Here is a 23,342-nt window from a genome sequence, read left to right as displayed (position 1 = left end):
GATAAAGGGGAATACATTATGAACAGAATCGGTATTATCGGAGCAATGCAAATAGAAATAGACTTACTTTTAGAAAAACTACATATAAAAGAGGAACATACAGTTGCCAACATGCCTTTCTATAAGGGAGAGTTCATGGGTACAGAGATTATAATTACTCGCTGTGGTGTAGGGAAAGTAAATGCAGCTGCATGTACACAAATATTAATTAGTAAGTTTGATGTAGACTCTATCATTAATACAGGTGTTGCGGGTGGATTACATCCGGATGTGAAAGTTGGCGATCTAGTTATTTCTACAAATGTTACGCATCATGATGTTAATAAAAATCAAATGAAGAATCTATTTCCGTTTCAAGAAGAGTTTCATGCAAGCGAGGAATTAAGAGATTTAGCCCGAAAAGCTGTTAATAGTAGTAGTTTAAATATTACTGTTCATGAAGGAAGAATCGTCAGCGGAGAATGCTTCGTCGAGGATTCAAAATTAAAGGCGCAATTAGTCACTGAATATGCACCTCATTGTACAGAAATGGAAGGAGCGGCAATTGGACATGTTGCTTATATAAATGACATACCATTTCTAGTTTTGAGATGCATTTCTGATAGTGCAGATGATGAGGCGCAAGTTTCATATGATGATTTCGCGAAAACCGCAGCGAATTATTGTTCAGAAATTATTGTTGAGATGCTTAAACATATTTCGAGTAAAATTGTATTGTAGTTTATAAGTAAAGAATGGGAGAGAATAAAATGTTGCAAGCACTAATTTTCGATATGGATGGGACTTTATTTCAAACAGACAAAATTTTAGAGTTATCACTAGATGATACATTTGATCATTTACGGTCACTACAATTATGGAATGCAGTAACACCAATTGATAAATACCGTGAAATTATGGGTGTACCTTTACCAAAAGTTTGGGAAGCTTTATTGCCGAACCATTCTAATGAAGTAAGAGAACAAACGGATGCATATTTCTTAGAAAGATTAATTGAAAACATAAAGAGTGGGAAAGGTGCTTTATATCCGAATGTAAAAGAGGTTTTCAATTATTTAAAAGAAAATGATTGCTCAATTTACATAGCTAGTAACGGTTTAACGGAATATTTACAGGCAATCGTCTCTTATTATGATTTAGAGCAATGGGTTACTGAAACGTTTAGTATCGAACAAATTCAGTCGCTTAATAAAAGTGACTTAGTAAAAAGTATTTTGAAAAAATACGATATAAAAGAGGCAGCGGTAGTTGGAGATCGTTTATCTGATATAAATGCAGCTAAAGATAATGGCTTGATTGCGATTGGATGTAATTTTGATTTTGCACAAGAAGAGGAACTTGCTCATGCTGATTTAGTAATTAATGATTTAATGGAATTGAAGGGAATATTACCTGAATTGAAGAATTCTTACACTACAAATTGAATAAGTGAACAGACAAATGAATGCTCAGGATGATATATTCTTGGGCATTTTTATTTTTCAAAAAGATACATTTGAATAGAGAAAGTGGGGGATAAAGCTGGAAGATATACAAATTAAGCAGATTGAAGATTTGTTTAAATATGAGATCAATCATCTTGTCGAAGAAAGTACAGAAGAAGGATTTAACTTCCTAATAAAATTAATAAATGAATATGAAAGTAAAAGAAATACATTTAGTAAAACAGGCGAATGTTTATATGGAATTTTTCGAGAGGATAAGTTAATTAGTATTGGAGGATTAAATCAAGATCCAAATACGAAAGGTTTAAAGATTGGCCGATTAAGAAGGTTTTATATTTCAAAGGATTATCGGCGCATCGGATTAGGGAAGTTGTTATTAAAGCAACTATTAAGACATGCGGAAAAGTATTTTCACGTTGTGGTTCTACATACGGATACGAAGCAAGGTGATGAGTTTTATTGCGCAAATGAATTTGTAAAAGGAGAATCTTATAAAGGTTCAAGTCACTTTATAAGATTGTAGAAAGGTCCCATACTCATGTACGGAACCTTTCTTAAGCAATTACATCTTAACATTCATTTGTTTCAATAATCCCTTCGGATCACCTTTTACATAATAAAAATGCGGATTATTCTCATCGTCGTAAAGCATAATATAAGGTTTTTCATTAAATGGAAGAAGGATGAGTACTTCATCGATTGTTGTATGTAACCATTGATTTGTAATAGAAACAGGTTTAGATAAAGGGATTTTTATCATATGTCCATCTTTCGGAACGACATTTAAGTTTTTGAATGGACCGGTAATTGATTTTGCAAATTGAACTGCTTCTTTTTGAATGGCCCGATCTAAAGATTGTTTTTGGACTACCATTTCTTTTTTGCAATCAAATACTTCAATTTGTTTATTTGTATTTGCGAACGCATTTGTTGATAATAAAAAGAAAAGCAGAGTAATGACTCCTATTTTTTTGAACATAAAACAACACCTCACACTTACTATACCCTCAAATGTTGTAAATATTTTTCTGTCACATTCATGTAACAAAGAAGTTGTATGATAAAATTGATATTTGTTTATAGGTAATGGAGGAAATGTAATGAAAGTATTAATCGCAGATGATGAACAAGATATGCTGAAAATTTTAAAAGCGTATTTTGAAAAAGAAGGCTTCGAAGTTTTATTAGCGAAGGATGGAGAGGAAGCACTTCAAATATTTTATGATGAGAAAATTGACTTAGCTATTTTAGATTGGATGATGCCGAAAAATAGTGGTATTACTGTCTGTCAGGAAATAAAAAAGAATTCAAGTGTGAAAGTATTAATGCTTACTGCGAAAAGTGAAAGTGAAGATGAATTAGTAGCTCTTCAAAGCGGGGCAGATGAGTATGTAAAAAAACCATTTCATCCAGGAGTGCTAATAACCCGAGCGAAAAAGCTTGTGCAGCATGAAGATGTTATTCAAGTTCAAGATTTAAAAATAGATTTCACCAAAAATAAAGTATATAAAAATGAGAAAGAATTAGACATTACAAAGACAGAATTACAATTAATAAAGTGCTTTTTAAATCATAAAGGCACGATTTTAACACGGAAAAAGTTGTTAGATATCGTCTGGGGATTTGATTATTTTGGGGAAGAGCGAACGGTTGATACGCATGTAAGAAGATTACGTAAAAAAATAGGAGAAAATATTATAAAGACACATCGTGGTTTAGGATACAGTTTGGAGGAAGAGTGTGAATAAGCTCGGTAAAAAGTTATTTTTCAGCATTTCTTTAACAGTCATCCTTATTTTTGTCATCTCTTTATTATTAATTAACTATTTTTTACCAAAATATAATGTGCACAAAACACGTGAAAGCTTAGAAGGCATTACAGCGGAAATACAGTCGATACCGCGTGAAGAACTGGATGATGCTATAAATCGCATTGAAAATGAAGGTAATGTTACGATTGCATATACATCAATAAATAATTCAGAAGATGCTATTAATGAAGAATTACGCATGCAACTTACAAAAAAGAGAGTTGCATTGAATAAACTTTGGATTACAAAAGAAGAAATTACGAAAGTGAAGAACCTCGGACAATCGAATAAAATATATGATCAAGAAAAGATAAAATCTAGTTTTTTTGCGAAATACATTGCGAAAGATGATATGTTGATTTTAGTAGGAGTTTCTATCGCACATTCCAATGAAGTAATTAAAACGCTTAACTCATTTTATTTATACATTTTGGGATTCTCACTATTTCTTATTATCGTGCTTGTTTGGATTCTTTCAAAAACAATCACTACTCCACTGAAAGAATTGAGTGATGTCGCAGAAGATATTTCACGTCTGAAATTTAAACGGACGAAAGTTAAAACGAATGATGAAATAGGTGATTTAGCAAATAGTATTAACATCATGAGTGATAAATTGCATGGAGCGCATCAAGATTTAACAAATCGAAATGAGCATTTAAAACGATTTATGGGCGATGTAACTCATGAGTTAAAAACACCAATCGCATTAGTAAAAGCATATTCTATGGGAATAAAAGATGGTTTAGATGATGGCACATATGTTGATACAATCATTAAACAAACAGATCAAATTTCAAATTTAATTGAAGAGTTATTGCGATTTTCTAAACTAGAAAGAGATATTTTACAAAAAGAAGAATTCCCTATTGAACCACTAGTCCAAAGTATAATAGATAAGCATAAAATTGAACTGGATTCGAAAGAAATCAAGTTGCAAGTGAACTATAATGCTGGTGACGCGATTGTTTATGCTGATTTAAATAAAATGAGAATGGTCTTTCAAAATTTAATCTCTAATGCGATAAAATATACAACGAATCAAAATATAAAAATCACATTAGAAGAGAAAAATGACGTTGTGTATTTTCAAATTCAAAATGGTATTGCTGCTGAGGGCGTTAAAGAGATTGATAAAATTTGGGAACCTTTTTACGTATTAGAATCTTCTCGTAGTAAAGAGAAATCAGGTACTGGATTAGGACTAGCGATTGTAAAAAGTATTTTAGAAAGACATGGATTTGAATACGGGGTTTCGGTAGTAGATGGGGAAATACAATTTTATATGTATATAGAAAGGAACTAATTGTTATTAGTTCCTTTTCTTTTATATAAAAAGATTTGATAGTTCTACAAATTTCTCAACTTTTTATAAAATATAAACTGAATTTTCTGTATTTTTGATGTATAGTAAGAGAAGGAACATATGGGGAGGGAAGGGTATGAAGAAAAAGAAATTAGCAATTACACTTTCAGCTATAGTATCTTTAACAATTACTTCAGGGGTTTCTAGTATAACTGCACATGCGGAAAATAAGGAAGGGAGCTTCGTAAAAGAGAATGATGTTAAGTTAAATGGACAAGTTTCAGAAGCTTTAACTCCAAATACGAAAATTCAATTGGAAAATGGGATGACGAAACCAATCTATTCACTTGATGAAGCCATTGTAGAAAATCTATTTGTAGAGACAGAAGTTGATAGTGATCGAGATGGTAAAAAAGATCGTGTATCAGTAAAGGTTATGCGTCCAAAGACAAATCCAGATGTGAAAGTTCCTGTTATTTATGAAATGAGTCCATATCGATCTGGTTTAAAAGATGTTCCTGTTTATAATGTTGATGAAGAATTGTATGCGTATGAGGGAAAACCGTATGGGGCAGTTAATCTTGGATCGTATGGTAATTATTATGTTCCGAGAGGATATGCAGTCATTTTAGGCGAAAGTATCGGAACTGGAAAATCAGATGGATGTCCGACAACTGGAGATGAGCAAGAAATACTAGGGACGAAGTCTGTCATTGATTGGGTAAATGGGCGTGCGAAAGCATATACAGAGGATGGTAAGGAAGTAAATGCAAATTGGTCTTCGGGAAATGTAGGAATGACAGGAGTTTCTTATAATGGTACGTTACCGAATGCTGTCGCAACGACTGGAGTTGAAGGGTTAAAAACAATTATTCCAATCGCAGCGATTAGTAGTTGGTATGATTATTATCGTGCAAATGGAGCAGTAATTGCGCCAGGAGGTTATCAAGGAGAAGATACAGATAATATGGCTGAAGCAGTACTAACAAGAAAGAATCCTGAAGTTTGCGGGCAGGTCATTAAAGAATTAACAGCTGGACAAGATCGTAAAACAGGCGATTATAACGACTTTTGGGATAAACGTAACTATGTAAAAGATGTAAAAAATGTGAAAGCAAGTGTATTTGTAGTTCATGGGCTAAATGATTGGAATGTAAAAACGAAGCAGTTTTCACAGTGGTGGGAAGCTCTTGGCGACAACAATGTTCCTCGTAAAATGTGGTTACATCAAGGTGGACACGGCGGAACATCAAGTAATAACTGGCAACAAACGCAAAATAAATGGTTCGATTATTGGTTATATGGAATTGAAAATGGAATTATGGCTGAACCGATGGTAGATGTCCAACGTGAAAATAAATCGTGGCAAAAAATAAAAAATTGGCCAGATCCAGCGGCTGTACCATCAAAAGTCCGTATGTATTTAAGTAATAAAGCAATCAATTTGCCATTAAGTATGGGATCAGTAAACAATGTTTTCTCGTTAGTAGATGATGCAAAAATAAAGTCAAATCAACTAGTAGAAAACCCTGAGTTAGAAATAGCGAATCGATTAATATATACAATGCCTGTACTGCAAAAAGATATGCGAATAAGTGGTACGCCTAAGATTTCAATAACAGGAAATATGGATCGATCAGTTTCAAATTTAACAGCTTTACTCGTTGATTACGGCGGAGCGAAGCCTGAAATCGTAACGAGAGATTGGATGGATCCGCAAAACTTAAATAGTATAGAGAATTCAACAGCGATTCAACCTGGTAAAGATTACACATTTTCATGGGACATGCAGCCAGATGATTACGTATTTAAAGCAGGACATCAAATAGGAGTCGTCTTAATCGCAAGTGATTACGATTATACAATTAGACCGAAAGCGGGCACGAAGCTTACAGTAAAATTGAGTGAAGTGACATTGCCGATTGTGAAATAAATAGTTATTAATAAAGAGCTTACTACATAGTAAGCTCTTTAAATTTTGAAATATAAATGCCTACAAACATGGGGAGTTTATTATGAATTTCTATCGGTAGATACAAAAATGCTTATAACAAATAAAAAAATTGCATTAATGATTAAAAGTCCACTAAAGGTAAAAGCGGCAAAACCTCCAGCTAATCCATCTCCTACTTTTTCTCCAATTACGTGCATAGTGGCAAAGAAAACAATGGGGGAAGAAAGAATGAAAATACCACTGGCTATTTTCCATATTCGTTTATAATTTTTTGCTATAAAGAAAATTAGAACATTAATAGCGATAAGAAGAAAAAGAAATCCAATTAATGAATTCATCATATCTTCCTTTCAGTGTAAGTTTGAATTTTGATTTCTATATGTTCATTTTGAAGGGAATATTATACAATATGATTATATTCTATGGAAAGCGAGTGATATATTATGACAGTCAGCTCTTTCGAATTCTCATTAAAATTTGAGGTACGGAAAGATTAAGTAAATTAGAATCTTCCGTACACATAAAACGGAGGAGAAAATAAATGTTTAGTTTTTATAGTACGCTTTGTACGGAACTTTATGATTACACAAAACCTGTCGGTTACTCTTTGAATGGTGATATTGAATATTATCAAGAACGTTTAAAAAGTTGTAAAGGAACAATTCTTGAAGCAGCGGTAGGGTCGGGGCGTGTCATTATTCCATTTCTTGAAGCTGGTTTTAAAGTTGATGGGATAGATTATTCACCTGAAATGCTAGATTCTTGCCGAAAGCGTTGTAAAGAAAGAAGTTTAAATCCTAATTTATATCAAGACAGCTTACAACAATTTTCACTGCCACATAAATATGAGGCAATTATCATTCCTACTGGATCCTTTTGTTTAATTGAAAATCATGATGATTCTATAAACGCTTTGAAATGTTTTTATGAACATCTTAATCTAGGCGGGCGTTTAATTGTAGATCTTGCGCTTCCATATGACTGGAAGACGGGTGAGATTCATACATCGACTTTTTCTTTGCCAAGCGGGGACGGGATTACATTAGAAAATAAATCAATTGAGATAGATTGGCTGAACCAAGTTACCCTATCATATTTAAAATATGAAAAATGGAGTAAAGGACAGTTAGTACAAACAGAGCTACAACGCTTTGCAATGCGGTGGTATGGAATAGAAGAGTTTAAACTCCTTTTAGAAAGTATAGGTTTCACTGACATTACTTGCTCTGCTGACTATGTTTATGAAAAGCAACCGTCAAATGCAGACCAAATTATTACTTTTGAAGCTGTACGAAACGAATAATATAGGAACTATTCATGAAAATAAGGCAATCGACACAACATCGACTGCCTTATTTTCAATTTTAGGATATGTTTTATGTAATTGTTTATAGAGAAAAATCGGAGGAAAACAAATGAAATTCATATTAATATTTGGCCCACAAGCAGTTGGGAAAATGACAGTCGGTCAAGAGTTAGCAAAAATTACAGATTTAAAGCTTTTTCATAATCACATGACAATTGATCTAGTAAGTACATTTTTTGATTACAGTACAAAAGAAGCAAAAAGATTAGTAAGTTTGTTTCGTAATGAAATATTTGAAGAAGTGTCTCAAAGTGATTTATACGGAATGATTTTTACATATGTATGGGCATTTGACCTTCAATCGGATTGGGATTACATACACCATGTAGTAAGCATTTTTGAATCAAAAGGTGCAGCAGTATATTTTGTAGAACTTGAAGCAGAAATTGGTGAAAGATTAGAGCGTAATAAAAGTCCCCATAGATTAGAACATAAACCAAAAAAAAGAGATATTGAATGGTCCGAAAAAAATTTAAAAGAAACGATGAAAAAACATAGATTAAACTCTCTTCATGGTGAAATCGAAAAAGAAGAGTACATAAAAATTAATAATACTCATTTGAGTGCTAAAGAAGTAGCTGTAATGATTAAGGAGAAATTTCGATTATAAAATACTTAAATGCTGTTACGTTTTCATTGTCCAAGCTTTTTCATAATAAACACATATACTATTTATATTAAGGACGGTCACTAATTTATTGAGAAACCGTCATTTATATATAAATGACAACTTTGGAAGGAGGTAAGAAAAATTTGGAAAATGAACAGCCGGGAAGAATTGAAAATCAAGTGTATTCTAATCGAGTATTAAGATCAGAATTTGATGAAAATTGGGCAACTTGTATTTCGAAAAGTGGATATGTAATATATACGGCTACAAGTGACAATGCGGAAGTAGTAGTTTTACTTTCTGATGGTTCAAGAAAATTATTAATCTTTGAAAAAGGCGGTAAAGTAATAGTAGGCGGTGGTGGAACAAGCCATTATAGTAAACCGCATATTGCAAGAGATATTTAATGTGAAAAATGTTAATCGAGAAGATGCTTGTAGTATTTAATTTGTATATAGAAATGTTTTATCCTAAAGTAAGTTTTTGTTTTAGATTCTGGCGTTTTTGTAACAAAAATAAGATGAAAAAGATCTTTAACGTATAAAGGTCTTTTTTGTTTTATTCACAAATAGAATTAATGGAGGTGAACTAATAATGAAAAATAGTGGAGTAACCTATGTTCTTTCGGGAGTTCTCCTATTCGGTCTTACATATATAACTTCCGCAATTTACGCGGGTTCATTAGAAATTTGGGATAGACTAAGTGGAAAATTCTTTACTGCATTTTATGAAATCCAGGGTGCAATTTTATCGGTAATTTCAATTTGTTTTATTATAGCAGGGATATACTGTATACATAAAAAAGTGTAGTGAAAAACAATCAGCCTTTCATGTACTATACATGAAAGGCTGATTGTTTTTATGTGTTGAAGGAGTCTTTTAGAAGAATTGTAGTTTTTAGATTGATAGTTAAAACTGTAACAGCTTATGTATAATTAATATCATTTTGTCAAATGAATGTCACATAAAAGTCTTATAGTGTATATAGAAAGTGAAACATACACAAATCAGGAGATGAAATGATGAAAAAAGCGTTACAATATATATTTATATTACTTACGTTATTTACCTTAAGTTATGTAATTCATACCAACTATGAAAAGCATAAAGAGATTAAAAATAATAAACAAGTAATTAGTGAAGTTGCAAAGAGGTATGATATTCCAGATTGGATACCATTATCAATTGCGGATCATGAAACAAAATTTAACCGAAAAGCAATAGGAGATAACGGAACATCTTTCGGATTATTCCAATTACATCGTGGTGGATTAGCACCAGCACAATTATCGGAAGAGAGTTTAGTGGATTCACGTATAAATACAACGATAGCAATTTCAAGTATGGTCAAATCGTATGAGCGTGGTGTGAAAAAAGGACTGCAGGATTGGGAGTTGCTTAAATATGTTGCTAATACATCAGGGTGGCCAGGAAATTTAGGGGGAGAATGGACAGATAATAATACGAAATATAATAAAGGGTTAGAACAATCATATCAATTATATAAAAAAGAGAAGTAGATATAAAAAGGCATTTTCAATTTGGGGAAATATCTTTTTTATGTTATAGTATAAAAGTGTTTGGGCGTTATGTTATTTCGATATATCTTCAAATTTGTTATGTAGTATTTTTATATTAAATAACTACTAAAATCATTTTTTATATAAGGAGTAAGAAGTAGGGAATATGAAAAATATAGATTTTATACTAGAAAGTGATGAAACATTAAAACCGTCAGAACGATTAGTACTATTATTATTAGAGAAGCATAGAATGTTATATACGAACGATCTATTAGCTCTTTCAAATTTATCATATAAAACATTAACAGATTCACTAACAGCACTCGTTTTAAAGTCTTATGTTTTAAAGGATACAGGTAAGGGAAGAAGGCAGAATTGTTATAGATTAGTATGATAAGAGTACCGTTATAGACTCTTGCTACATATGGATTTTTCAAATGTAAGGATAAAATTCATTTTGGTTTTCAAATGATAAAAAACTATTGATTTAAGTAAATAGCCGGTTTCGATATGTTAAGAGTTCATGGCTGCTAAATATATAATTTCATTTCATTTTTATTAATGTTAATTAGTTGCAAGTGAAAATGATAATTTTTTAAAACAATTATAAAAATGAAATTCAAAAACAATCTACTCAAGAGTGGGTTGTTTTTTTATTAGGATAACGAATTATAAAAATAATATTATTATGTAAACTTAATTATTAAGAAAGGAACATGTGATTATTAATGGAATTTATTAAGGGGTACTTAATATTTGTATACATGGAGGTTCATTATGGAACAAATCATATCAATATCACAAGCAGTCATAAGCGGGGAAAAAGAAAAGGTAGTAGAAATCATTAATACGGATCCAAGTGTTGTTAACTCATTTAGTGAAGATGGATGGACACCGCTTCACTTAGCTGCTTATTTTGGACAGAAAAAAATTGCAAGTTTCCTTTTAGAACAGGGAGCAGAAATACATATTAGAGCAAAAAACGAAAATGAAAATACGCCACTTCAAGCAGCAATTGCGAACAAACAAAGCGAGCTTGTAGCTTTCTTAATTGAAAAGGGATCAGATGTGAATGCTGTGCAAAGTGGTGGCTGGACAGGACTTCATGAAGCAGCGTTATTAGGAAATGAAGAAATCATTATATTACTTCTTGAAAATGGTGCAAATAAAATGATTAAGAAAAATGATGGGAAAACCGCATATGATATTGCTTTAGCAAAAGGGCATGAATCCTTATTACATCATTTGCAAGAGGAAGTGAGCTTATGATTAGCCACTGGAATGTAGGGATTTTTCTTTTTAAGGAAGTGGAAGTGTTAGATTTTGCGGGCCCATTTGAAGTTTTTTCCGTTACAGCAACAAGTGAAGGTCAACCATTTACAGTTCATACTGTTAGTCAAGATGGAGAAATGATTACAGCGAGAAATGGATTAAAGGTACAACCGGACTATAGTATCGAAAACTTGCCTCCAGTTGATATTTTAATTATTCCTGGTGGGTTAGGTGTTAGAGAAAACGAAATGAAAAATGAAATAATAACAAATTGGATCCGCGAGCAAATGAAAGAAGTAAAGTTAATGACTTCTGTTTGTACCGGTGCGCTTTTACTTGCGAAAGCTGGATTACTCGATGGCTTCAAAGCGACAACACATTGGGCAAGGATTGAAAGTTTTAGAAATGATTTTCCGAATATTGAAGTATTAGAAAATGTAAAGTTTGTAGATGAGGGGCATATTATTACGTCTGGTGGAATTTCAGCCGGAATTAATATGTCATTTCATATTGTGAAAAATTTGTTAGGTGCTCGGGTTGCTGAAGAAACAGCGAAGAGAATGGAATATGATATTGATTTACAATATTAAAAGTAAAACAAGACCAGCAGTTGGAAAAATCCAACTGCTGGTCTTGTTTTATATTGACTGAATATACGCTAATTCCTCATCTGTAAGGATCGGACGGGTAGTTGCATCTGCATTTTCTTTCGCTTGTGTTTCTGTTTTTGCGCCAGGAATTGCGACCGATACTGCTGGATGGGAGAGGACGTAGCGAAGTGCAAGTTGTCCTAATGTCTGATTTTTATTTGAGAGTAACCTTAATTTTTCTACTTTTTGTAAATCTTCTTGAAACCACTTTTCTTTTGGCCATTCTTTGCGTAAATCTCCATCAGGAAAAGTTGTTTTATTTGTAAACTTTCCAGTTAATATCCCCATTTTTAAAGGTCCGCGTATAACAGCTCCTAAATTGTTCTCTTGTAGGTAGGGCAGTATGTCGTTTTCTGGTTTTCGGTTTAATATGTTGTAATCAAGTTGCACAACATCAATTTCATCGTTTTTATTGAAGTGTTTTATATATTGTAGGTCGTGAGTTGAAACACCAACAGCTCTTACTTTTCCGTCCCGTTTTAATATTTCAAATGCGCGTAAAAATGCTTCTGTTTCTTCTTGTTTATCCCACCAAATGTGACAGAAATAAACATCAATATAATCTGTTTCTAGGCGCAGTAAGCTAGTTTCAAATACTGCGATCACTTTTTCGGCAGTATTATAAACAGGCTCTCCACTTGGATCATAGTGATGTCCAATTAAACCACCTTTCGTTGATAAAACGATATTATTACGGTGCTCTCTTATCGCTTGAGTTACTAACCTTTCACTATGTCCTAATCCGTATACATCAGCAGTATCAATAAAGTTTACGCCGCATTCAATTGCTTTCTTCATAGCGGTTATAGATTGTTTGTCGTTAACAGGACCCCATTCATCGCCGCCAATCGCCCACGCTCCAAAGCCAATTTCAGAAACAGTAATTCCAGTTTTACCCAATGTGCGGTAGTGCATCATTTTTCCTCCTTGTAAGCATGTTATAACATCGGTATGCAAAACTAGAATTTATATGTGTAAAAATGTTTTCTACAATTGGGGAAAAAGAATAACATAAACTACTATTTTATAGCAGCATAAATAAAAATTCTCATTTTAAATACAGAGATGTCGTCGAACGCTATCTCTAATTGGTTAATTTGTGAGATTTTTTTGTGAAGGAGCTTATTTTATAAGAATAGAATTTAAGTTAATAAGAGATCGTGCCTATGGTAGTGGAAAAATATGGGTTAGGGGGATTTGAAAATGAGGAAACTCAAAAGAGTAAATGTTCCTAATATACCAGAGCAACTATCACAGCCTAACGACAATCGAACTATAAATAAGAAGAAGTTAAGGCGTTTTATTTTCATGTTCATTTTTATTGCTGCGACTACTCTTTACGTTCAATATATTTTGACGAAACAACAAGAAGTAATTAATGGCAAACAAAATACAATAACGAACCAAAAGAAACAATTAGTTTCTTTAAAGAAAGATCAAGGTTCTTTAAAGACTAACATCGAGAATTTAACGGATAATGAAGAAGAAATATTAAAGTTTGCGAGAAAAGAGTATCAATTTTCTAAGTCAAACGAAACAATATTCGTATTGCCAAAGTGAAGTGGTGGAACAGTTAGCGATAGCTAACTGTTTTTTGATGTATGAGGAAAAAGGTGTTTGTAGTGTGAATGTCATGGTACAAGGAGCAATGACATATTGTAAAAATGAGAAGTTTGAGCCATTTTTAATTGTTTTAAGAGATTTCCATAATTATGGAATATATGTCAAAATAAATATTGTTAAAATTCTGTCAATTGTATATAATACAAGGTAAGCGGATACATTTTTTGATCAACGTTGAGTTAACAGCTTATACGTCTGTTAAGAAAACCGTTATCCTCGTATAAGAAAGGAAGATAGCTGTGTACGCTTCAAATACAATTTACGTCGTAGGGGATGCGAAAGCACCTCAAAATAATCCCATTACCGAAAAGTTCAAAAGTTATTTTGTAGCATTTGTACTTGAGAAGGATACAGGGGAAATTGTAGATGCAGATTGCTCAGCGACAATTGCATTAACATCTCAATTTGTTAAATATTTGTTTCTACATAAAAATATTAATGACCCAGCATTAGTAACAGAAATAAAAAATCGATACTTCGGTTCGTCTCAAAAGGCGCTACTTGTAGCGCTAAAGGATGCACAGAAAAAATATAATCAGATTGCTGCTTTGTCTACCCATTCATAGACAAAATCCAGCCGTAAGAATCTTCTTATGGCTGGATTTTTTTGTTTCGCATTAACGGGCAGAATAAAGTCTCCCGTGTATTAAAGTATCACTCTATAAACAACGAAAGGATGAACAAAATGAAAATTACCGATGTGAAGGTAAACCGCCGACATGTAAAGCTTCATACACCGTTTAAAACAGCGCTTCGTACTGTAACGGAAATCGAAAGTATAGATGTGTTTATTCATACAGATGAAGGAATTGTTGGAAGAGGAGCTGCTGCAGCAACGCCGGTTATTACAGGTGATTTTGCCAACGGGATGGAGGAAGCAATATTAGGACCAATTCGTTCTGTATTAGTTGAAAAAGATGTACTGCAATTTCAAACGTTATTGTTACACATTCAAATGAGTTGTATAGGAAATACAAGTGCAAAAGCGGCGGTAGATATGGCTTTATACGATGTGTATTGTCAATTTCACAACATACCGTTATACGCATTACTAGGTGGAAAGAAAGAGATTTATACTGATATTACAGTAAGTGTGGATGAACCTTTATTAATGGCAAAAGAAGCAGAAAAGCATATCGAAAAGGGATTCCAAACATTAAAAATTAAGGTGGGTAAAGAGGCACATTTAGATTTGGAACGCATAGAGGCAATTCGAAATGTGGTTCCAAAGAATACGACGTTACGTTTAGATGCAAATCAAGGATGGAAACCGAAAGAAGCGGTTTCTATTATTAGAGAAATGGAGAATAGAAATTTAAATATAGAATTTGTAGAACAACCAGTTCATGCGAAAGATTGGGAAGGATTAAAGTACGTGAAGGACAATGTACAAACGCCTATTATGGCAGATGAAAGTATGTTTTCGGCAAGCGACGCATTAAAGATTGTCCAAGGAGGATATGCAGACCTACTTAATATTAAGTTAATGAAATGCGGTGGTATTCGAGAAGCCTGGAAAATTGCGGATATTGCGGAAGCAGCAGGTGTGAAGTGTATGGTTGGAAGTATGATGGAATCTTCACTTTCAGTTAGCGCTGTTGCACATTTAGCTGCGGCTCATCCAAATATTCATTACTTTGATCTTGATGCACCGTTATGGTTAGTAGAAGAGCCAGAAGGGATGACTTACACTGGCCCAAAGGTAAACCTGCATTCTGTAGTGAATATACAATCTTAGGAGGAGTACCTAGTAAACTATCTTTTAAGGGGGATATATTATGAAAAAAGTGGGGACTGCATTATTAACGACATTATTCATTTTTTCATCTTTCACATCGGCAAATGCCGAAGAGAAAAAAGATAAGAAAGCATTTATTGATGTGGCAGCTGCGACGTTATGGACCGCACCAGATTCGCTTCGGCCAATCGATGCACCGAGCGCAACAAACCCAGTTGATTTGTGGAAGTGGACGAAATCAATGACACTTGATGAGAAGCTTTGGTTAACGAGTGCAAATAAATTAGAAACGCAAGCGCTACTCGGTCAAGAAGTAACGGTCATTGATAAAAAAGGTGATTGGGTAAAAGTACTAGTGCACGGACAGCCAACACCGCGAAATGAAGAAGGGTATCCCGGGTGGATGCCTGAAAAACAATTAACGTATAATCAAGAATTTGCAGATAAGGCAGGACAGCCGTTCGTTTTAATTACAAAACCGACAGCTATTTTATATATAAATCCTTCTGAAAAACATAAATCACTAGAAGTAAGTTATAATACGCGATTACCACTTTTGAGTGAAGATGCTATTTCGTACCGCGTACTATTACCAAATGGTCAGAAGGCGTGGCTACGGAAAAATGATGGAACGGTTCACCGTTCTCAAAATGATATTCCTATGCCAACAGCTGATGATTTAATAAACACCGGCAAGATGTTTTTAGGCTTACCGTATATATGGGCTGGTACAAGTGGGTTTGGTTTTGATTGCTCTGGATTTACACATACGATTTATAAATCACATGGCATTACCATACCGAGGGATTCTGGGCCACAATCAAAAGCAGGAACTGCGGTTGATAAAGAAAACCTACAAAAGGGCGATTTAATATTCTTTGCACATAATCAAGGAAAAGGTAGTGTCCATCACGTTGCAATGTATATTGGTGATGGTAATATGATTCACTCACCAAGAGCTGAAAGATCAGTTGAAATAATCCCGTTAAATACACCAGGATATATAGAAGAATACGCTGGTGCTCGTCGTTACTTACCGTAAAAAATAGAGGGGGTTTGGAAATGAAAAAGGTAGTTCGCTACTCATTAGTTAGTACTCTATTAGTTTCTTCATTTTTAGTTGGTTGCGCAAAAGAAAAAACAGCTACAAAGCCGAGAGATGAGAAGAAAGTATTGCAACTATTAGAAACGGGTGAAATTCCATCATTAAATTCAGGGAAAGTAACAGATGCTGTATCGTTTAACGTTTTGAATAATGTAATGGAAGGGTTATTCCGTTTATCGAAAAATGATGAAGTGATCCAGGCTGGGACACAGAAATATGAAGTGAGTAAAGACGGAAAGACTTATACATTCCACTTACGTGATGCGAAATGGTCTAACGGCGATCCAGTAACAGCTCATGATTACGTATATGCTTGGAAGCAACTTATTAATCCAGATACAGCCTCTCAATATGCATATATTGCGTACGATGTGAAAAATGCGGAAAAGATAAATAAGAAACAATTAGGATTAGAAGAATTAGGTGTGAAAGCAAAAGATGATAAAACGTTTGTTGTGGAATTAGAACATCCAGTACCGTATTTTACAAAACTACTTATTTTACCGTCGTTCTATCCAATTAATGAAAATTTTGTGAAAGAGCAAGGTGATAAATACGGTTTAGAGGCAAATAAAGCGGTGTATAATGGGCCGTTTACGTTGTCGGAGTGGAAGCACGAAGCAAGTTTTACAATGAAGAAAAACGATAAATATTGGGATAAAAAAGAAGTGAAGTTAGATGAAGTAAACTATCAAGTTGTTAAAGAAATTTCAACGGCGGTAAATTTATATGAAACAGATAAAGTTGATAGAGCTGTCATTTCTACAGAATTCGTAGATAAATATAAAAATAATAAAGAACTGAAACAATATACAGATCCGGTTATGTATTTCTTCCGTTTCAATGAAAATGTACCGATTCTTAAAAATAAAAACGCACGTCTTGCACTGAGCACAGTTTTTGATAAGAAGGGACTTGCGACTTCATTTTTAAATGATGGATCGGTAGCTGCGAACTACTACGTTCCGAAAGGATTTTTAAAGGGCCCAGATAAGAAAGATTTTAGAGATACAGCTGGAGAATTTAATAAGACGAACGTAAAACAGGCGAAGGAATATTGGGAAAAAGCAAAGCAAGAGACGGGAACAAATGAAGTAACGTTAGAATTCTTAAACTATGACTTAGAAAACTTTAAAAAAGTAGGAGAGTATATTAAAGAAGAGCTTGAGAAAAACTTACCAGGGCTAAAAGTAAATGTGAAATTACAACCCCATACTCAAAAACTAGCGCTAGAGAAGAAAAAAGAATATGAAATGTCGTTATCACGCTGGTTACCTGATTATCCAGATCCAATGACTTACTTAGAAGTATTCCTTTCGGGAAGTACTGTCAATAATACAGGATATGCAAATCCAGAATATGATGCGTTAATTAAAAAGATTAAAACTGAATTAGGTAATGATGAAAAAGCTCGTTGGAAGGCATTGCAAGATGCGGAAAAAGTGCTCCTTGATGATGCGGTAATTGCACCGGTATTCCAGCGCGGATTATCTTACTTACAAAAACCATACGTGAAAGATTTATACGTACATCAATTTGGCCCAGCAACAAGCTTGAAATGGGCAGACATACAAAAGTAAAGAAAGAGAAAAAACAGACTTCACGTATGTGATAGTCTGTTTTTTCTTATAGCTTCCAATGAATTATAGACATTTTATATATTTTTTCACTGTTTAAAAATAAAATTATTACTAAATTTTCAGTGTGAAATATATGTGGAATCTTGTATAATTAACGTGTTTCTTTGGAAACATTTTCTTGCGCTATTTGTATAGGACTTAATAGAACAAGGAAGGAAATACATACATGTATATAATAGATAAATAGAATGGAACATGTATAGAGAAAAAGGAGAGAAATGATGACGTGTCATAAACAAGGGTTACAATTTATTCGTAATAGAAAGAGGAATAACCGATGAAGATGAAGCATGCTTTTGGTCCAATTATTATAGCGTGTCTACTCTTTTTCATTGTTCTGCTTATCCCATCTAAAAGTTTAGTATCACTTATTAGCGATAAGAAGGTTGAAGATGCGGCAACTTCCTTGCAAAAAGAGAAATTACAAAGTATTTTCTTGCAACAGAAAATGTTAGAGAATTCGCAGTACTTACCGATGTATGGTTCATCAGAGTTTTTACGAATGGATGCATATCATCCGTCTAACTATTTTAAAGTAAATCCAGCTGGCTTTACACCATTTTTAATCGGGACTGGCGGTACGCAAAGTTTGGCTCATATATTAAATATGACGTCAACAATGGATGAATTAGAAGGTAAAAAGGTAGTGTTTGTTCTTTCACCACAATGGTTTACAAAAACTGGTGTATCACAAGGGGACTTTTTAAATAATTTTTCTAAACAACAAGCATATCATTTCATCTTTAATGATGAAATAAATCCTGATATGAAGAAGAAAATTGCGAAACGTTTACTAGATTATAAAGTAGTTCGTAAGGATGCGATATTAAGTAGCTCACTAGAAAGTATTGTGTATAACGATACAAAACATAACATAAAGGCTGGACTAGCTAAACCGTTAGCATACATGTACCGGAATATTTTAGATCATAGAGATCTATTTAACTCTCTATTTAAAATCGAACCGATGAAAGAGAAAACAAATATGGGATTACGTTCACTTTCTTGGGAAGATGCACGTAAACATGCGGAACAAGAAGGTAAAGTAGGATCCACAACAAATACATTCGGAATTGAAAATCCATATTACTATAAACATAATTTAAAGAAAAAATTAAAAGGTTTAAAAAACTTTAGAGCAAATGAATCGTATGATGATTCACCAGAATATGATGACTTACAAATTGTTTTAGATCTTTTCAAAGAAAAAAATGTAAAACCACTCTTTATTTCTGTGCCTGTAAACGGACCGTGGTATGATTACGCTGGTTTCCCAAAAGAACGCCGTGATGTGTATTATAACAAGGTTCGCGATCAAGTCGAAAAAGCAGGATACCCAGTAGTTGATTTTTCTAGCCATGAATATGATAAGTATTTCTTAAAAGATACAATTCATTTAGGCTGGAAAGGCTGGATCTATTTTGATGAAGCAGTGCAGAAGTTTTACTCTGAAAAATAATGTATAAACAATGGAAACAGGAATGGCGATAAAGCCGTTCCTGTTTTTTAATATAAAGGATTTTGGTGCGGGCAATTTGGAAAGGCGTGTATATCTTGAATTTGCCTAAAATCATAATGTTTCATTGCAAATTGAGCTTGGTAAAGGTATTCGTAAACAAATAATTGATTATTTTGTACACCGCATAAAACGCCGGAAGTTCCTTGTCCATTCATGAAGGAAATGCCGATAGGGCGTCCGATTAAGTATGGTACTTTTTGATGCCAATGCATAGGGGAATCACTCCTTTTGAGTTACTATACGAAGTTACAAATGAATTGTAACTTATCCAAGTAAATCTTAAACTGGAGGGTTTTAATGAAATGTCTAGAAATCATTAATATGAATGAATTATTAGTGTGGAAGAGGAGTGCATTATGGAGAAAGAAAGGATTCTGGAAGAAAAGTTAAGTCTAATAGACTGGTGCCAAACATTGAAGTGTGTAACTAATGATGTATGGTTTGAGTCTTTTAGAAAAGGTTCATGGGGAATTGCGGATGTGATTTCACATTTTATCGTTTGGGATGAGTTTTTAATGAAGTATAGAATTTCATATTTTACAAGTGGGCAATCTGTACCAAATGTTCCAACAGATGTTGAGGAAATGAATAAGAGTGCAATAAAATATGCGAGGTCTGGTATTTCGAAAGAAGGACTAATAGATCAATTTAGTTTTACTCGTAAACAGTTAGTTGATCAAATGAATCAAATTTCTGCCCAGAACTTTAAAGATGACTACCAATTCGGCACGAAAAGAGTGAGATTAAACGATTATTTTTCATCACTCATTCAACATGATTTAAAACATAAAGAAGAAATAATGCAATTTATAATATATAAACAAGCCTATAATAAAAAACCGCTATAATTCTAAATGAATTTATAGCGGTTTTATTAAAAATTTAAGCAAGCTTTTTACGTTTTTTTGTCCACTTTTTTATTACGAAATATAAAATAATAAGAACAACCCCGCCAATAGCGAAAGATTGCACATATGGTCCAGCAACGTCATTTATATTACCCCAGTTTTCTCCAAGTTTTTCACCTAAGTAAATGAAAATGATAGACCAAGGAATAATCGCAAGTCCTGTTAAAGTAATGAAACGTGAAAGTGGCATTTTGGTAATCCCAGCAGGAATTGAAATCGCATGACGAACGACTGGAATGAAACGTGCAGTGAAAATTACGCCAGTTCCGTAACGATTAAACCAATCTTCAGCAGCATCAATTTGTTTTTTATGAATGAAAATATACTTTCCGTAACGTTCTAATACAGGGCGACCACCGTATCTTCCAATCCAATAAACAAAAACTTGGGCAATAACGCCGCCGATTGTACCGAATATAACTGCGCCTACAAATGAGATACTTCCATTTGATACTAAGTAACCTGCATAAGCTAGGACAATCTCACTTGGGATAATCTCAATCATAAGTCCAAGCATTATGCCCCAATAACCTAATCCTTCAAAAAATGTTAATACTGAATGAATAAAACTACTTAACATTGTTGCACCTTCTAGTTCATAAGTTTTTTCGAGTAAGAGCTCTTTTTATTTAATAACATAAAAAGTTCACTATATGCAAATTATACCTTATTTAATGAATGTATTGCCATTTTAATACTTTTTATGTCTTGTATTAGTTTTCCTAGTATTTATAGTAAACGATATAAATTGAGTTTTCATGAAGAGAGAATGAAAGGAGTATTAAAAATTTCTCATATTTAAAGAGAAGGAAAGGACTAGTAGACTGAAAATTTTGTATAATGATGTAAGTGTTGAATTTACAAAGGGGGAAATGAAATACATGAAACATAAAATTGCTTTACTGGCAGATGTCCATGGTAATGCAACTGCTTTAACTGCAGTTATCGAAGATTCTATTAAAGAAAGTGTGACTGATTATTGGTTTTTAGGAGATTTAATTATGCCTGGGCCTGGATCGAATGATTTATTTGAGATGTTAGAGAGTATTAACGTTGATACGTATGTTCAAGGAAATTGGGAAGATAGTTTTCTGGATGTGCTTAATAAAAACATTGATATTAATAACGCTACGGATATTTATGTTTCTAGATTAGTTCAGTATCAATGTGAAAATTTAGATAAAAACTATATTAATCATATTAAAAATCTACCATTACATATAACAAAACGGGTTAATGATTTATCTATCAGTATTAGTCATAATCTACCGAATAAAAATTATGGAGGAGATTTATGGCCCACTAATAATCAGGAAAGTTTTGATCAGTTATTTGATCATGATTATGATATTGCGATTTACGCTCATACCCATCACCAATTGTTACGCTATAGTAGCAATGATCAATTAATTATTAACCCAGGAACTATTGGACAACCTTTTTACAGATGGGATAAGTTAAACTCTGACCTACGTGCTCAGTATGCAATTCTTGAAATTGATGAGGCAGGGGTTGCAGAGGTGAGATTTAAAAAAATTTCTTATGATGTAGAAAAGGAATTAAAAAACGCTATTAATAAACAACTTCCGTATATTGATTTATATCGAGAACTGCTCGAAACAGGAAAAACCCATACTCATGATATTGAATTATTACAAAAGATTAATGATAAATTCAATTATAGGGATGAAATAATTAGATTTATGGAAAAAATCGGTTAGAAATCTAATGGAATGAAATTTAGATTTTAAAAGAATTTCTGATTAAATTGTTTAGTGTAGTTAAGTATCTTACATCGAGGGAAAACAAGCATAACCCTGTTCTCAATATACGACAGGGTTATGCTTGTTTTCGTCTTTAAAATTAAATACCTTTTTGTTATAAAAAAATAGAAGCAATTCTGCTCCTATTTTTTACGGCTTCACATCTAAATTTTGTAAAAATAACGTTGCTGAAACGTAGCGCTTCGCTAACATTTGTACATATGCGGTATGAACAGATAGGGTAGCAATAATAATAGCGTTACGAATTGCTTCGCGTTGTTCGTTATTAATTTGATCAAACTTGCTTGCAATTTTATCAGCTTTTTCTTTTACAATATTTTCGATCGTATGAATGGTATCAGTTGCATTTAGTTGTAAGCAATTCCCTTGATTTAGTTCTTCAAATAAAGAAGAATAAGCTACATATAAATGAACGGGGTTAATTAAATCATCACTTCGATCGGCCGGGTCATTTACGATAAGTCGTAATAGTTTGCGAATAGATTCAAAATCAAGCGCTGTTTTTAAATCTTCAACAATGAATAATAAGGCTGCTTGTTCGATTGAGTATTTCTTCCCTTTTTGAGGGGAGCCAATCATTTCTTTTATATCTCGTTTCACCCAGTTTTGCATAGCAGTTACAGAGAAACTTGTGTTTTCAATCTGATTACCAAGCGCAACTATTTCATTTAAAGAAAAACCGACATCCGTATCATCGATTTTAATTAATTTTTCAAAAATAGGTGAAAGTGCGGTTGTAATAAAAGCTGTAACGCTTTGTCCGCTTTCAATATCTTTTTTATGTGACTTTGCCCAAGCTTCTTGTAAAATGCTAAGAGGCTTTTTCGGATTCCATCCTCTAAGTGATAGAAGGAGCGTTGCCATTTCGTTTCGTGTGAGATGAAATGTTTCCATCTTTTCACCTCCAAAATTATAAAAAGTTCTTATGAACTTATAATATGTTTTGTTTCATTTAAAGTCAATTCCGTTTTTCTTAATTTTTCCTTTGTTATGGAATTATTGTCGATAGTAAATAATACTTGCATATTTCGACAAAAGTTCATATAATGAGTTCATAAGAACCTTTAAAAAGGTTTTAAAATAAATCT

General features: G+C 33.2%; 28 protein-coding genes and 1 pseudogene. 23 read left to right on the top strand and 6 right to left on the bottom strand.

All coding sequences use genetic code 11. The features are described from left to right. Positions 1–18 precede the first annotated feature (18 nt). From MHI07_RS13315 to MHI07_RS13305, 3 genes are all read left to right on the top strand, one after another. Complete coding sequence (locus MHI07_RS13315; RefSeq protein WP_215578770.1) at positions 19–720, top strand: 5'-methylthioadenosine/adenosylhomocysteine nucleosidase; 702 nt, start codon at positions 19–21, stop codon at positions 718–720. Between the two features lie 29 nt (positions 721–749). Then, positions 750–1,424, top strand: coding sequence for an HAD hydrolase-like protein (locus MHI07_RS13310; RefSeq protein WP_215597790.1), 675 nt, complete (start codon positions 750–752; stop codon positions 1,422–1,424). Positions 1,425–1,554: 130 nt separating this feature from the next. Then, the gene (locus MHI07_RS13305; protein ID WP_340824287.1) at positions 1,555–1,968 is read left to right on the top strand and encodes a GNAT family N-acetyltransferase; all 414 of its coding nucleotides are present in this window, start codon (positions 1,555–1,557) and stop codon (positions 1,966–1,968) included. A 39-nt stretch (positions 1,969–2,007) separates the two neighbouring features. On the opposite strand, the gene MHI07_RS13300 is transcribed toward MHI07_RS13305, so the two are convergent. Continuing rightward, positions 2,008–2,424 (bottom strand): hypothetical protein, encoded by a 417-nt coding sequence (locus MHI07_RS13300; RefSeq protein ID WP_215578764.1) that lies wholly within the window; start codon positions 2,422–2,424, stop codon positions 2,008–2,010. Between the two features lie 121 nt (positions 2,425–2,545). On the opposite strand from MHI07_RS13300, the gene MHI07_RS13295 reads away from it, so the two are divergent. The 3 genes from MHI07_RS13295 (at position 2,546) to MHI07_RS13285 (ending at position 6,495) form a co-directional block, all read left to right on the top strand. Next, a complete protein-coding gene (locus MHI07_RS13295; RefSeq protein ID WP_016105117.1) occupies positions 2,546–3,193 on the top strand; it encodes a response regulator transcription factor in 648 nt (215 codons plus the stop codon). Continuing rightward, the gene (locus MHI07_RS13290) at positions 3,186–4,562 is read left to right on the top strand and encodes a sensor histidine kinase (RefSeq protein WP_215578762.1); all 1,377 of its coding nucleotides are present in this window, start codon (positions 3,186–3,188) and stop codon (positions 4,560–4,562) included. Before MHI07_RS13295 ends, MHI07_RS13290 begins: the two co-directional genes overlap by 8 nt. A gap of 136 nt (positions 4,563–4,698) precedes the next feature. Continuing rightward, positions 4,699–6,495 (top strand): Xaa-Pro dipeptidyl-peptidase, encoded by a 1,797-nt coding sequence (locus tag MHI07_RS13285; RefSeq protein ID WP_340824281.1) that lies wholly within the window; start codon positions 4,699–4,701, stop codon positions 6,493–6,495. A gap of 80 nt (positions 6,496–6,575) precedes the next feature. On the opposite strand, the gene MHI07_RS13280 is transcribed toward MHI07_RS13285, so the two are convergent. Next, a complete protein-coding gene (locus MHI07_RS13280) occupies positions 6,576–6,854 on the bottom strand; it encodes a hypothetical protein (protein WP_215582093.1) in 279 nt (92 codons plus the stop codon). 203 nt (positions 6,855–7,057) lie between these two features. Between MHI07_RS13280 and MHI07_RS13275 the strand changes: the two genes are divergently transcribed. From MHI07_RS13275 to MHI07_RS13240, 8 genes are all read left to right on the top strand, one after another. Further along, positions 7,058–7,819, top strand: a complete 762-nt coding sequence (locus tag MHI07_RS13275; RefSeq protein WP_215578758.1) for a class I SAM-dependent methyltransferase — start codon at positions 7,058–7,060, stop codon at positions 7,817–7,819. A gap of 112 nt (positions 7,820–7,931) precedes the next feature. Then, complete coding sequence (locus MHI07_RS13270; protein ID WP_215578756.1) at positions 7,932–8,492, top strand: AAA family ATPase; 561 nt, start codon at positions 7,932–7,934, stop codon at positions 8,490–8,492. 143 nt (positions 8,493–8,635) lie between these two features. Further along, positions 8,636–8,899 (top strand): hypothetical protein, encoded by a 264-nt coding sequence (locus MHI07_RS13265; protein ID WP_002110358.1) that lies wholly within the window; start codon positions 8,636–8,638, stop codon positions 8,897–8,899. A gap of 187 nt (positions 8,900–9,086) precedes the next feature. Continuing rightward, a complete protein-coding gene (locus tag MHI07_RS13260) occupies positions 9,087–9,302 on the top strand; it encodes a hypothetical protein (RefSeq protein ID WP_340824274.1) in 216 nt (71 codons plus the stop codon). A 209-nt stretch (positions 9,303–9,511) separates the two neighbouring features. Then, positions 9,512–10,012 carry a hypothetical protein gene (locus tag MHI07_RS13255; RefSeq protein ID WP_002110354.1) on the top strand — a complete coding sequence of 167 codons (501 nt, stop codon included), beginning with the start codon at positions 9,512–9,514 and terminating at the stop codon, positions 10,010–10,012. A gap of 166 nt (positions 10,013–10,178) precedes the next feature. Then, positions 10,179–10,409 carry a hypothetical protein gene (locus MHI07_RS13250; RefSeq protein WP_000789035.1) on the top strand — a complete coding sequence of 77 codons (231 nt, stop codon included), beginning with the start codon at positions 10,179–10,181 and terminating at the stop codon, positions 10,407–10,409. Positions 10,410–10,792: 383 nt separating this feature from the next. Then, positions 10,793–11,284 (top strand): ankyrin repeat domain-containing protein, encoded by a 492-nt coding sequence (locus MHI07_RS13245; RefSeq protein ID WP_215578754.1) that lies wholly within the window; start codon positions 10,793–10,795, stop codon positions 11,282–11,284. Beyond that, the gene (locus tag MHI07_RS13240; RefSeq protein ID WP_215578753.1) at positions 11,281–11,877 is read left to right on the top strand and encodes a DJ-1/PfpI family protein; all 597 of its coding nucleotides are present in this window, start codon (positions 11,281–11,283) and stop codon (positions 11,875–11,877) included. Before MHI07_RS13245 ends, MHI07_RS13240 begins: the two co-directional genes overlap by 4 nt. 48 nt (positions 11,878–11,925) lie before the next feature. On the opposite strand, the gene MHI07_RS13235 is transcribed toward MHI07_RS13240, so the two are convergent. Next, positions 11,926–12,852 carry an aldo/keto reductase gene (locus tag MHI07_RS13235; protein ID WP_088078724.1) on the bottom strand — a complete coding sequence of 309 codons (927 nt, stop codon included), beginning with the start codon at positions 12,850–12,852 and terminating at the stop codon, positions 11,926–11,928. Between the two features lie 288 nt (positions 12,853–13,140). Here MHI07_RS13235 and MHI07_RS13230 point away from each other — a divergent pair, with 288 nt between their 5' ends. From MHI07_RS13230 to dltD, 7 genes are all read left to right on the top strand, one after another. After that, a complete protein-coding gene (locus MHI07_RS13230; protein ID WP_215556970.1) occupies positions 13,141–13,497 on the top strand; it encodes an FtsB family cell division protein in 357 nt (118 codons plus the stop codon). Further along, positions 13,436–13,711, top strand: coding sequence for a hypothetical protein (locus MHI07_RS13225; RefSeq protein WP_071151333.1), 276 nt, complete (start codon positions 13,436–13,438; stop codon positions 13,709–13,711). Before MHI07_RS13230 ends, MHI07_RS13225 begins: the two co-directional genes overlap by 62 nt. Positions 13,712–13,799: 88 nt before the next feature. Continuing rightward, positions 13,800–14,126, top strand: a complete 327-nt coding sequence (locus MHI07_RS13220; protein WP_002012954.1) for a DUF3870 domain-containing protein — start codon at positions 13,800–13,802, stop codon at positions 14,124–14,126. Between the two features lie 110 nt (positions 14,127–14,236). Beyond that, complete coding sequence (locus MHI07_RS13215; RefSeq protein ID WP_199659562.1) at positions 14,237–15,298, top strand: dipeptide epimerase; 1,062 nt, start codon at positions 14,237–14,239, stop codon at positions 15,296–15,298. A gap of 40 nt (positions 15,299–15,338) precedes the next feature. Further along, complete coding sequence (locus MHI07_RS13210) at positions 15,339–16,340, top strand: C40 family peptidase (protein ID WP_340824261.1); 1,002 nt, start codon at positions 15,339–15,341, stop codon at positions 16,338–16,340. Between the two features lie 20 nt (positions 16,341–16,360). Continuing rightward, positions 16,361–17,983, top strand: a complete 1,623-nt coding sequence (locus MHI07_RS13205) for a peptide ABC transporter substrate-binding protein (protein ID WP_340824259.1) — start codon at positions 16,361–16,363, stop codon at positions 17,981–17,983. A 337-nt stretch (positions 17,984–18,320) separates the two neighbouring features. Continuing rightward, on the top strand, positions 18,321–19,502 hold the full coding sequence (gene dltD, locus MHI07_RS13200) for a D-alanyl-lipoteichoic acid biosynthesis protein DltD (RefSeq protein ID WP_215578745.1): 1,182 nt from the start codon (positions 18,321–18,323) through the stop codon (positions 19,500–19,502). Between the two features lie 47 nt (positions 19,503–19,549). Here dltD and MHI07_RS13195 read toward each other — a convergent pair whose 3' ends face one another. Further along, a complete protein-coding gene (locus MHI07_RS13195) occupies positions 19,550–19,774 on the bottom strand; it encodes a hypothetical protein (protein WP_002110344.1) in 225 nt (74 codons plus the stop codon). A 144-nt stretch (positions 19,775–19,918) separates the two neighbouring features. Here MHI07_RS13195 and MHI07_RS13190 point away from each other — a divergent pair. Continuing rightward, positions 19,919–20,420, top strand: a pseudogene (locus MHI07_RS13190) (DinB family protein). A 24-nt stretch (positions 20,421–20,444) separates the two neighbouring features. On the opposite strand, the gene MHI07_RS13185 reads toward MHI07_RS13190, so the two are convergent. After that, complete coding sequence (locus MHI07_RS13185) at positions 20,445–21,050, bottom strand: DedA family protein (protein WP_215578743.1); 606 nt, start codon at positions 21,048–21,050, stop codon at positions 20,445–20,447. A 301-nt stretch (positions 21,051–21,351) separates the two neighbouring features. Here MHI07_RS13185 and MHI07_RS13180 point away from each other — a divergent pair, with 301 nt between their 5' ends. Next, positions 21,352–22,191 carry a metallophosphoesterase family protein gene (locus MHI07_RS13180; protein WP_215578742.1) on the top strand — a complete coding sequence of 280 codons (840 nt, stop codon included), beginning with the start codon at positions 21,352–21,354 and terminating at the stop codon, positions 22,189–22,191. 192 nt (positions 22,192–22,383) lie between these two features. On the opposite strand, the gene MHI07_RS13175 is transcribed toward MHI07_RS13180, so the two are convergent. Further along, positions 22,384–23,148 carry a DUF1836 domain-containing protein gene (locus MHI07_RS13175; RefSeq protein WP_002110340.1) on the bottom strand — a complete coding sequence of 255 codons (765 nt, stop codon included), beginning with the start codon at positions 23,146–23,148 and terminating at the stop codon, positions 22,384–22,386. Positions 23,149–23,342: the final 194 nt, after the last annotated feature.

The sequence above is a fragment of the Bacillus sp. FSL H8-0545 genome (assembly GCF_038006105.1).
Classification (GTDB): domain Bacteria; phylum Bacillota; class Bacilli; order Bacillales; family Bacillaceae_G; genus Bacillus_A; species Bacillus_A cereus_U.
Note: the sequence above shows the minus strand (reverse complement) of the source record. Positions and strands in the feature narration are given on the sequence as shown.

Coding starts and splice junctions, on each gene's coding strand:
- MHI07_RS13180 (WP_215578742.1), top strand. CDS start 21,352: ATGAAACATAAAATTGCTTTACTGGCAGATGTCCATGGTAATGCAACT.
- MHI07_RS13230 (WP_215556970.1), top strand. CDS start 13,141: ATGAGGAAACTCAAAAGAGTAAATGTTCCTAATATACCAGAGCAACTA.
- MHI07_RS13245 (WP_215578754.1), top strand. CDS start 10,793: ATGGAACAAATCATATCAATATCACAAGCAGTCATAAGCGGGGAAAAA.
- MHI07_RS13315 (WP_215578770.1), top strand. CDS start 19: ATGAACAGAATCGGTATTATCGGAGCAATGCAAATAGAAATAGACTTA.
- MHI07_RS13295 (WP_016105117.1), top strand. CDS start 2,546: ATGAAAGTATTAATCGCAGATGATGAACAAGATATGCTGAAAATTTTA.
- MHI07_RS13205 (WP_340824259.1), top strand. CDS start 16,361: ATGAAAAAGGTAGTTCGCTACTCATTAGTTAGTACTCTATTAGTTTCT.
- MHI07_RS13300 (WP_215578764.1), bottom strand. CDS start 2,424: ATGTTCAAAAAAATAGGAGTCATTACTCTGCTTTTCTTTTTATTATCA.
- MHI07_RS13255 (WP_002110354.1), top strand. CDS start 9,512: ATGATGAAAAAAGCGTTACAATATATATTTATATTACTTACGTTATTT.
- MHI07_RS13175 (WP_002110340.1), bottom strand. CDS start 23,148: ATGGAAACATTTCATCTCACACGAAACGAAATGGCAACGCTCCTTCTA.
- MHI07_RS13240 (WP_215578753.1), top strand. CDS start 11,281: ATGATTAGCCACTGGAATGTAGGGATTTTTCTTTTTAAGGAAGTGGAA.
- MHI07_RS13275 (WP_215578758.1), top strand. CDS start 7,058: ATGTTTAGTTTTTATAGTACGCTTTGTACGGAACTTTATGATTACACA.
- MHI07_RS13285 (WP_340824281.1), top strand. CDS start 4,699: ATGAAGAAAAAGAAATTAGCAATTACACTTTCAGCTATAGTATCTTTA.
- MHI07_RS13210 (WP_340824261.1), top strand. CDS start 15,339: ATGAAAAAAGTGGGGACTGCATTATTAACGACATTATTCATTTTTTCA.
- MHI07_RS13310 (WP_215597790.1), top strand. CDS start 750: ATGTTGCAAGCACTAATTTTCGATATGGATGGGACTTTATTTCAAACA.
- MHI07_RS13280 (WP_215582093.1), bottom strand. CDS start 6,854: ATGAATTCATTAATTGGATTTCTTTTTCTTCTTATCGCTATTAATGTT.
- MHI07_RS13250 (WP_000789035.1), top strand. CDS start 10,179: ATGAAAAATATAGATTTTATACTAGAAAGTGATGAAACATTAAAACCG.
- MHI07_RS13270 (WP_215578756.1), top strand. CDS start 7,932: ATGAAATTCATATTAATATTTGGCCCACAAGCAGTTGGGAAAATGACA.
- MHI07_RS13235 (WP_088078724.1), bottom strand. CDS start 12,852: ATGCACTACCGCACATTGGGTAAAACTGGAATTACTGTTTCTGAAATT.
- MHI07_RS13195 (WP_002110344.1), bottom strand. CDS start 19,774: ATGCATTGGCATCAAAAAGTACCATACTTAATCGGACGCCCTATCGGC.
- dltD (WP_215578745.1), top strand. CDS start 18,321: ATGAAGATGAAGCATGCTTTTGGTCCAATTATTATAGCGTGTCTACTC.
- MHI07_RS13215 (WP_199659562.1), top strand. CDS start 14,237: ATGAACAAAATGAAAATTACCGATGTGAAGGTAAACCGCCGACATGTA.
- MHI07_RS13185 (WP_215578743.1), bottom strand. CDS start 21,050: ATGTTAAGTAGTTTTATTCATTCAGTATTAACATTTTTTGAAGGATTA.
- MHI07_RS13260 (WP_340824274.1), top strand. CDS start 9,087: ATGAAAAATAGTGGAGTAACCTATGTTCTTTCGGGAGTTCTCCTATTC.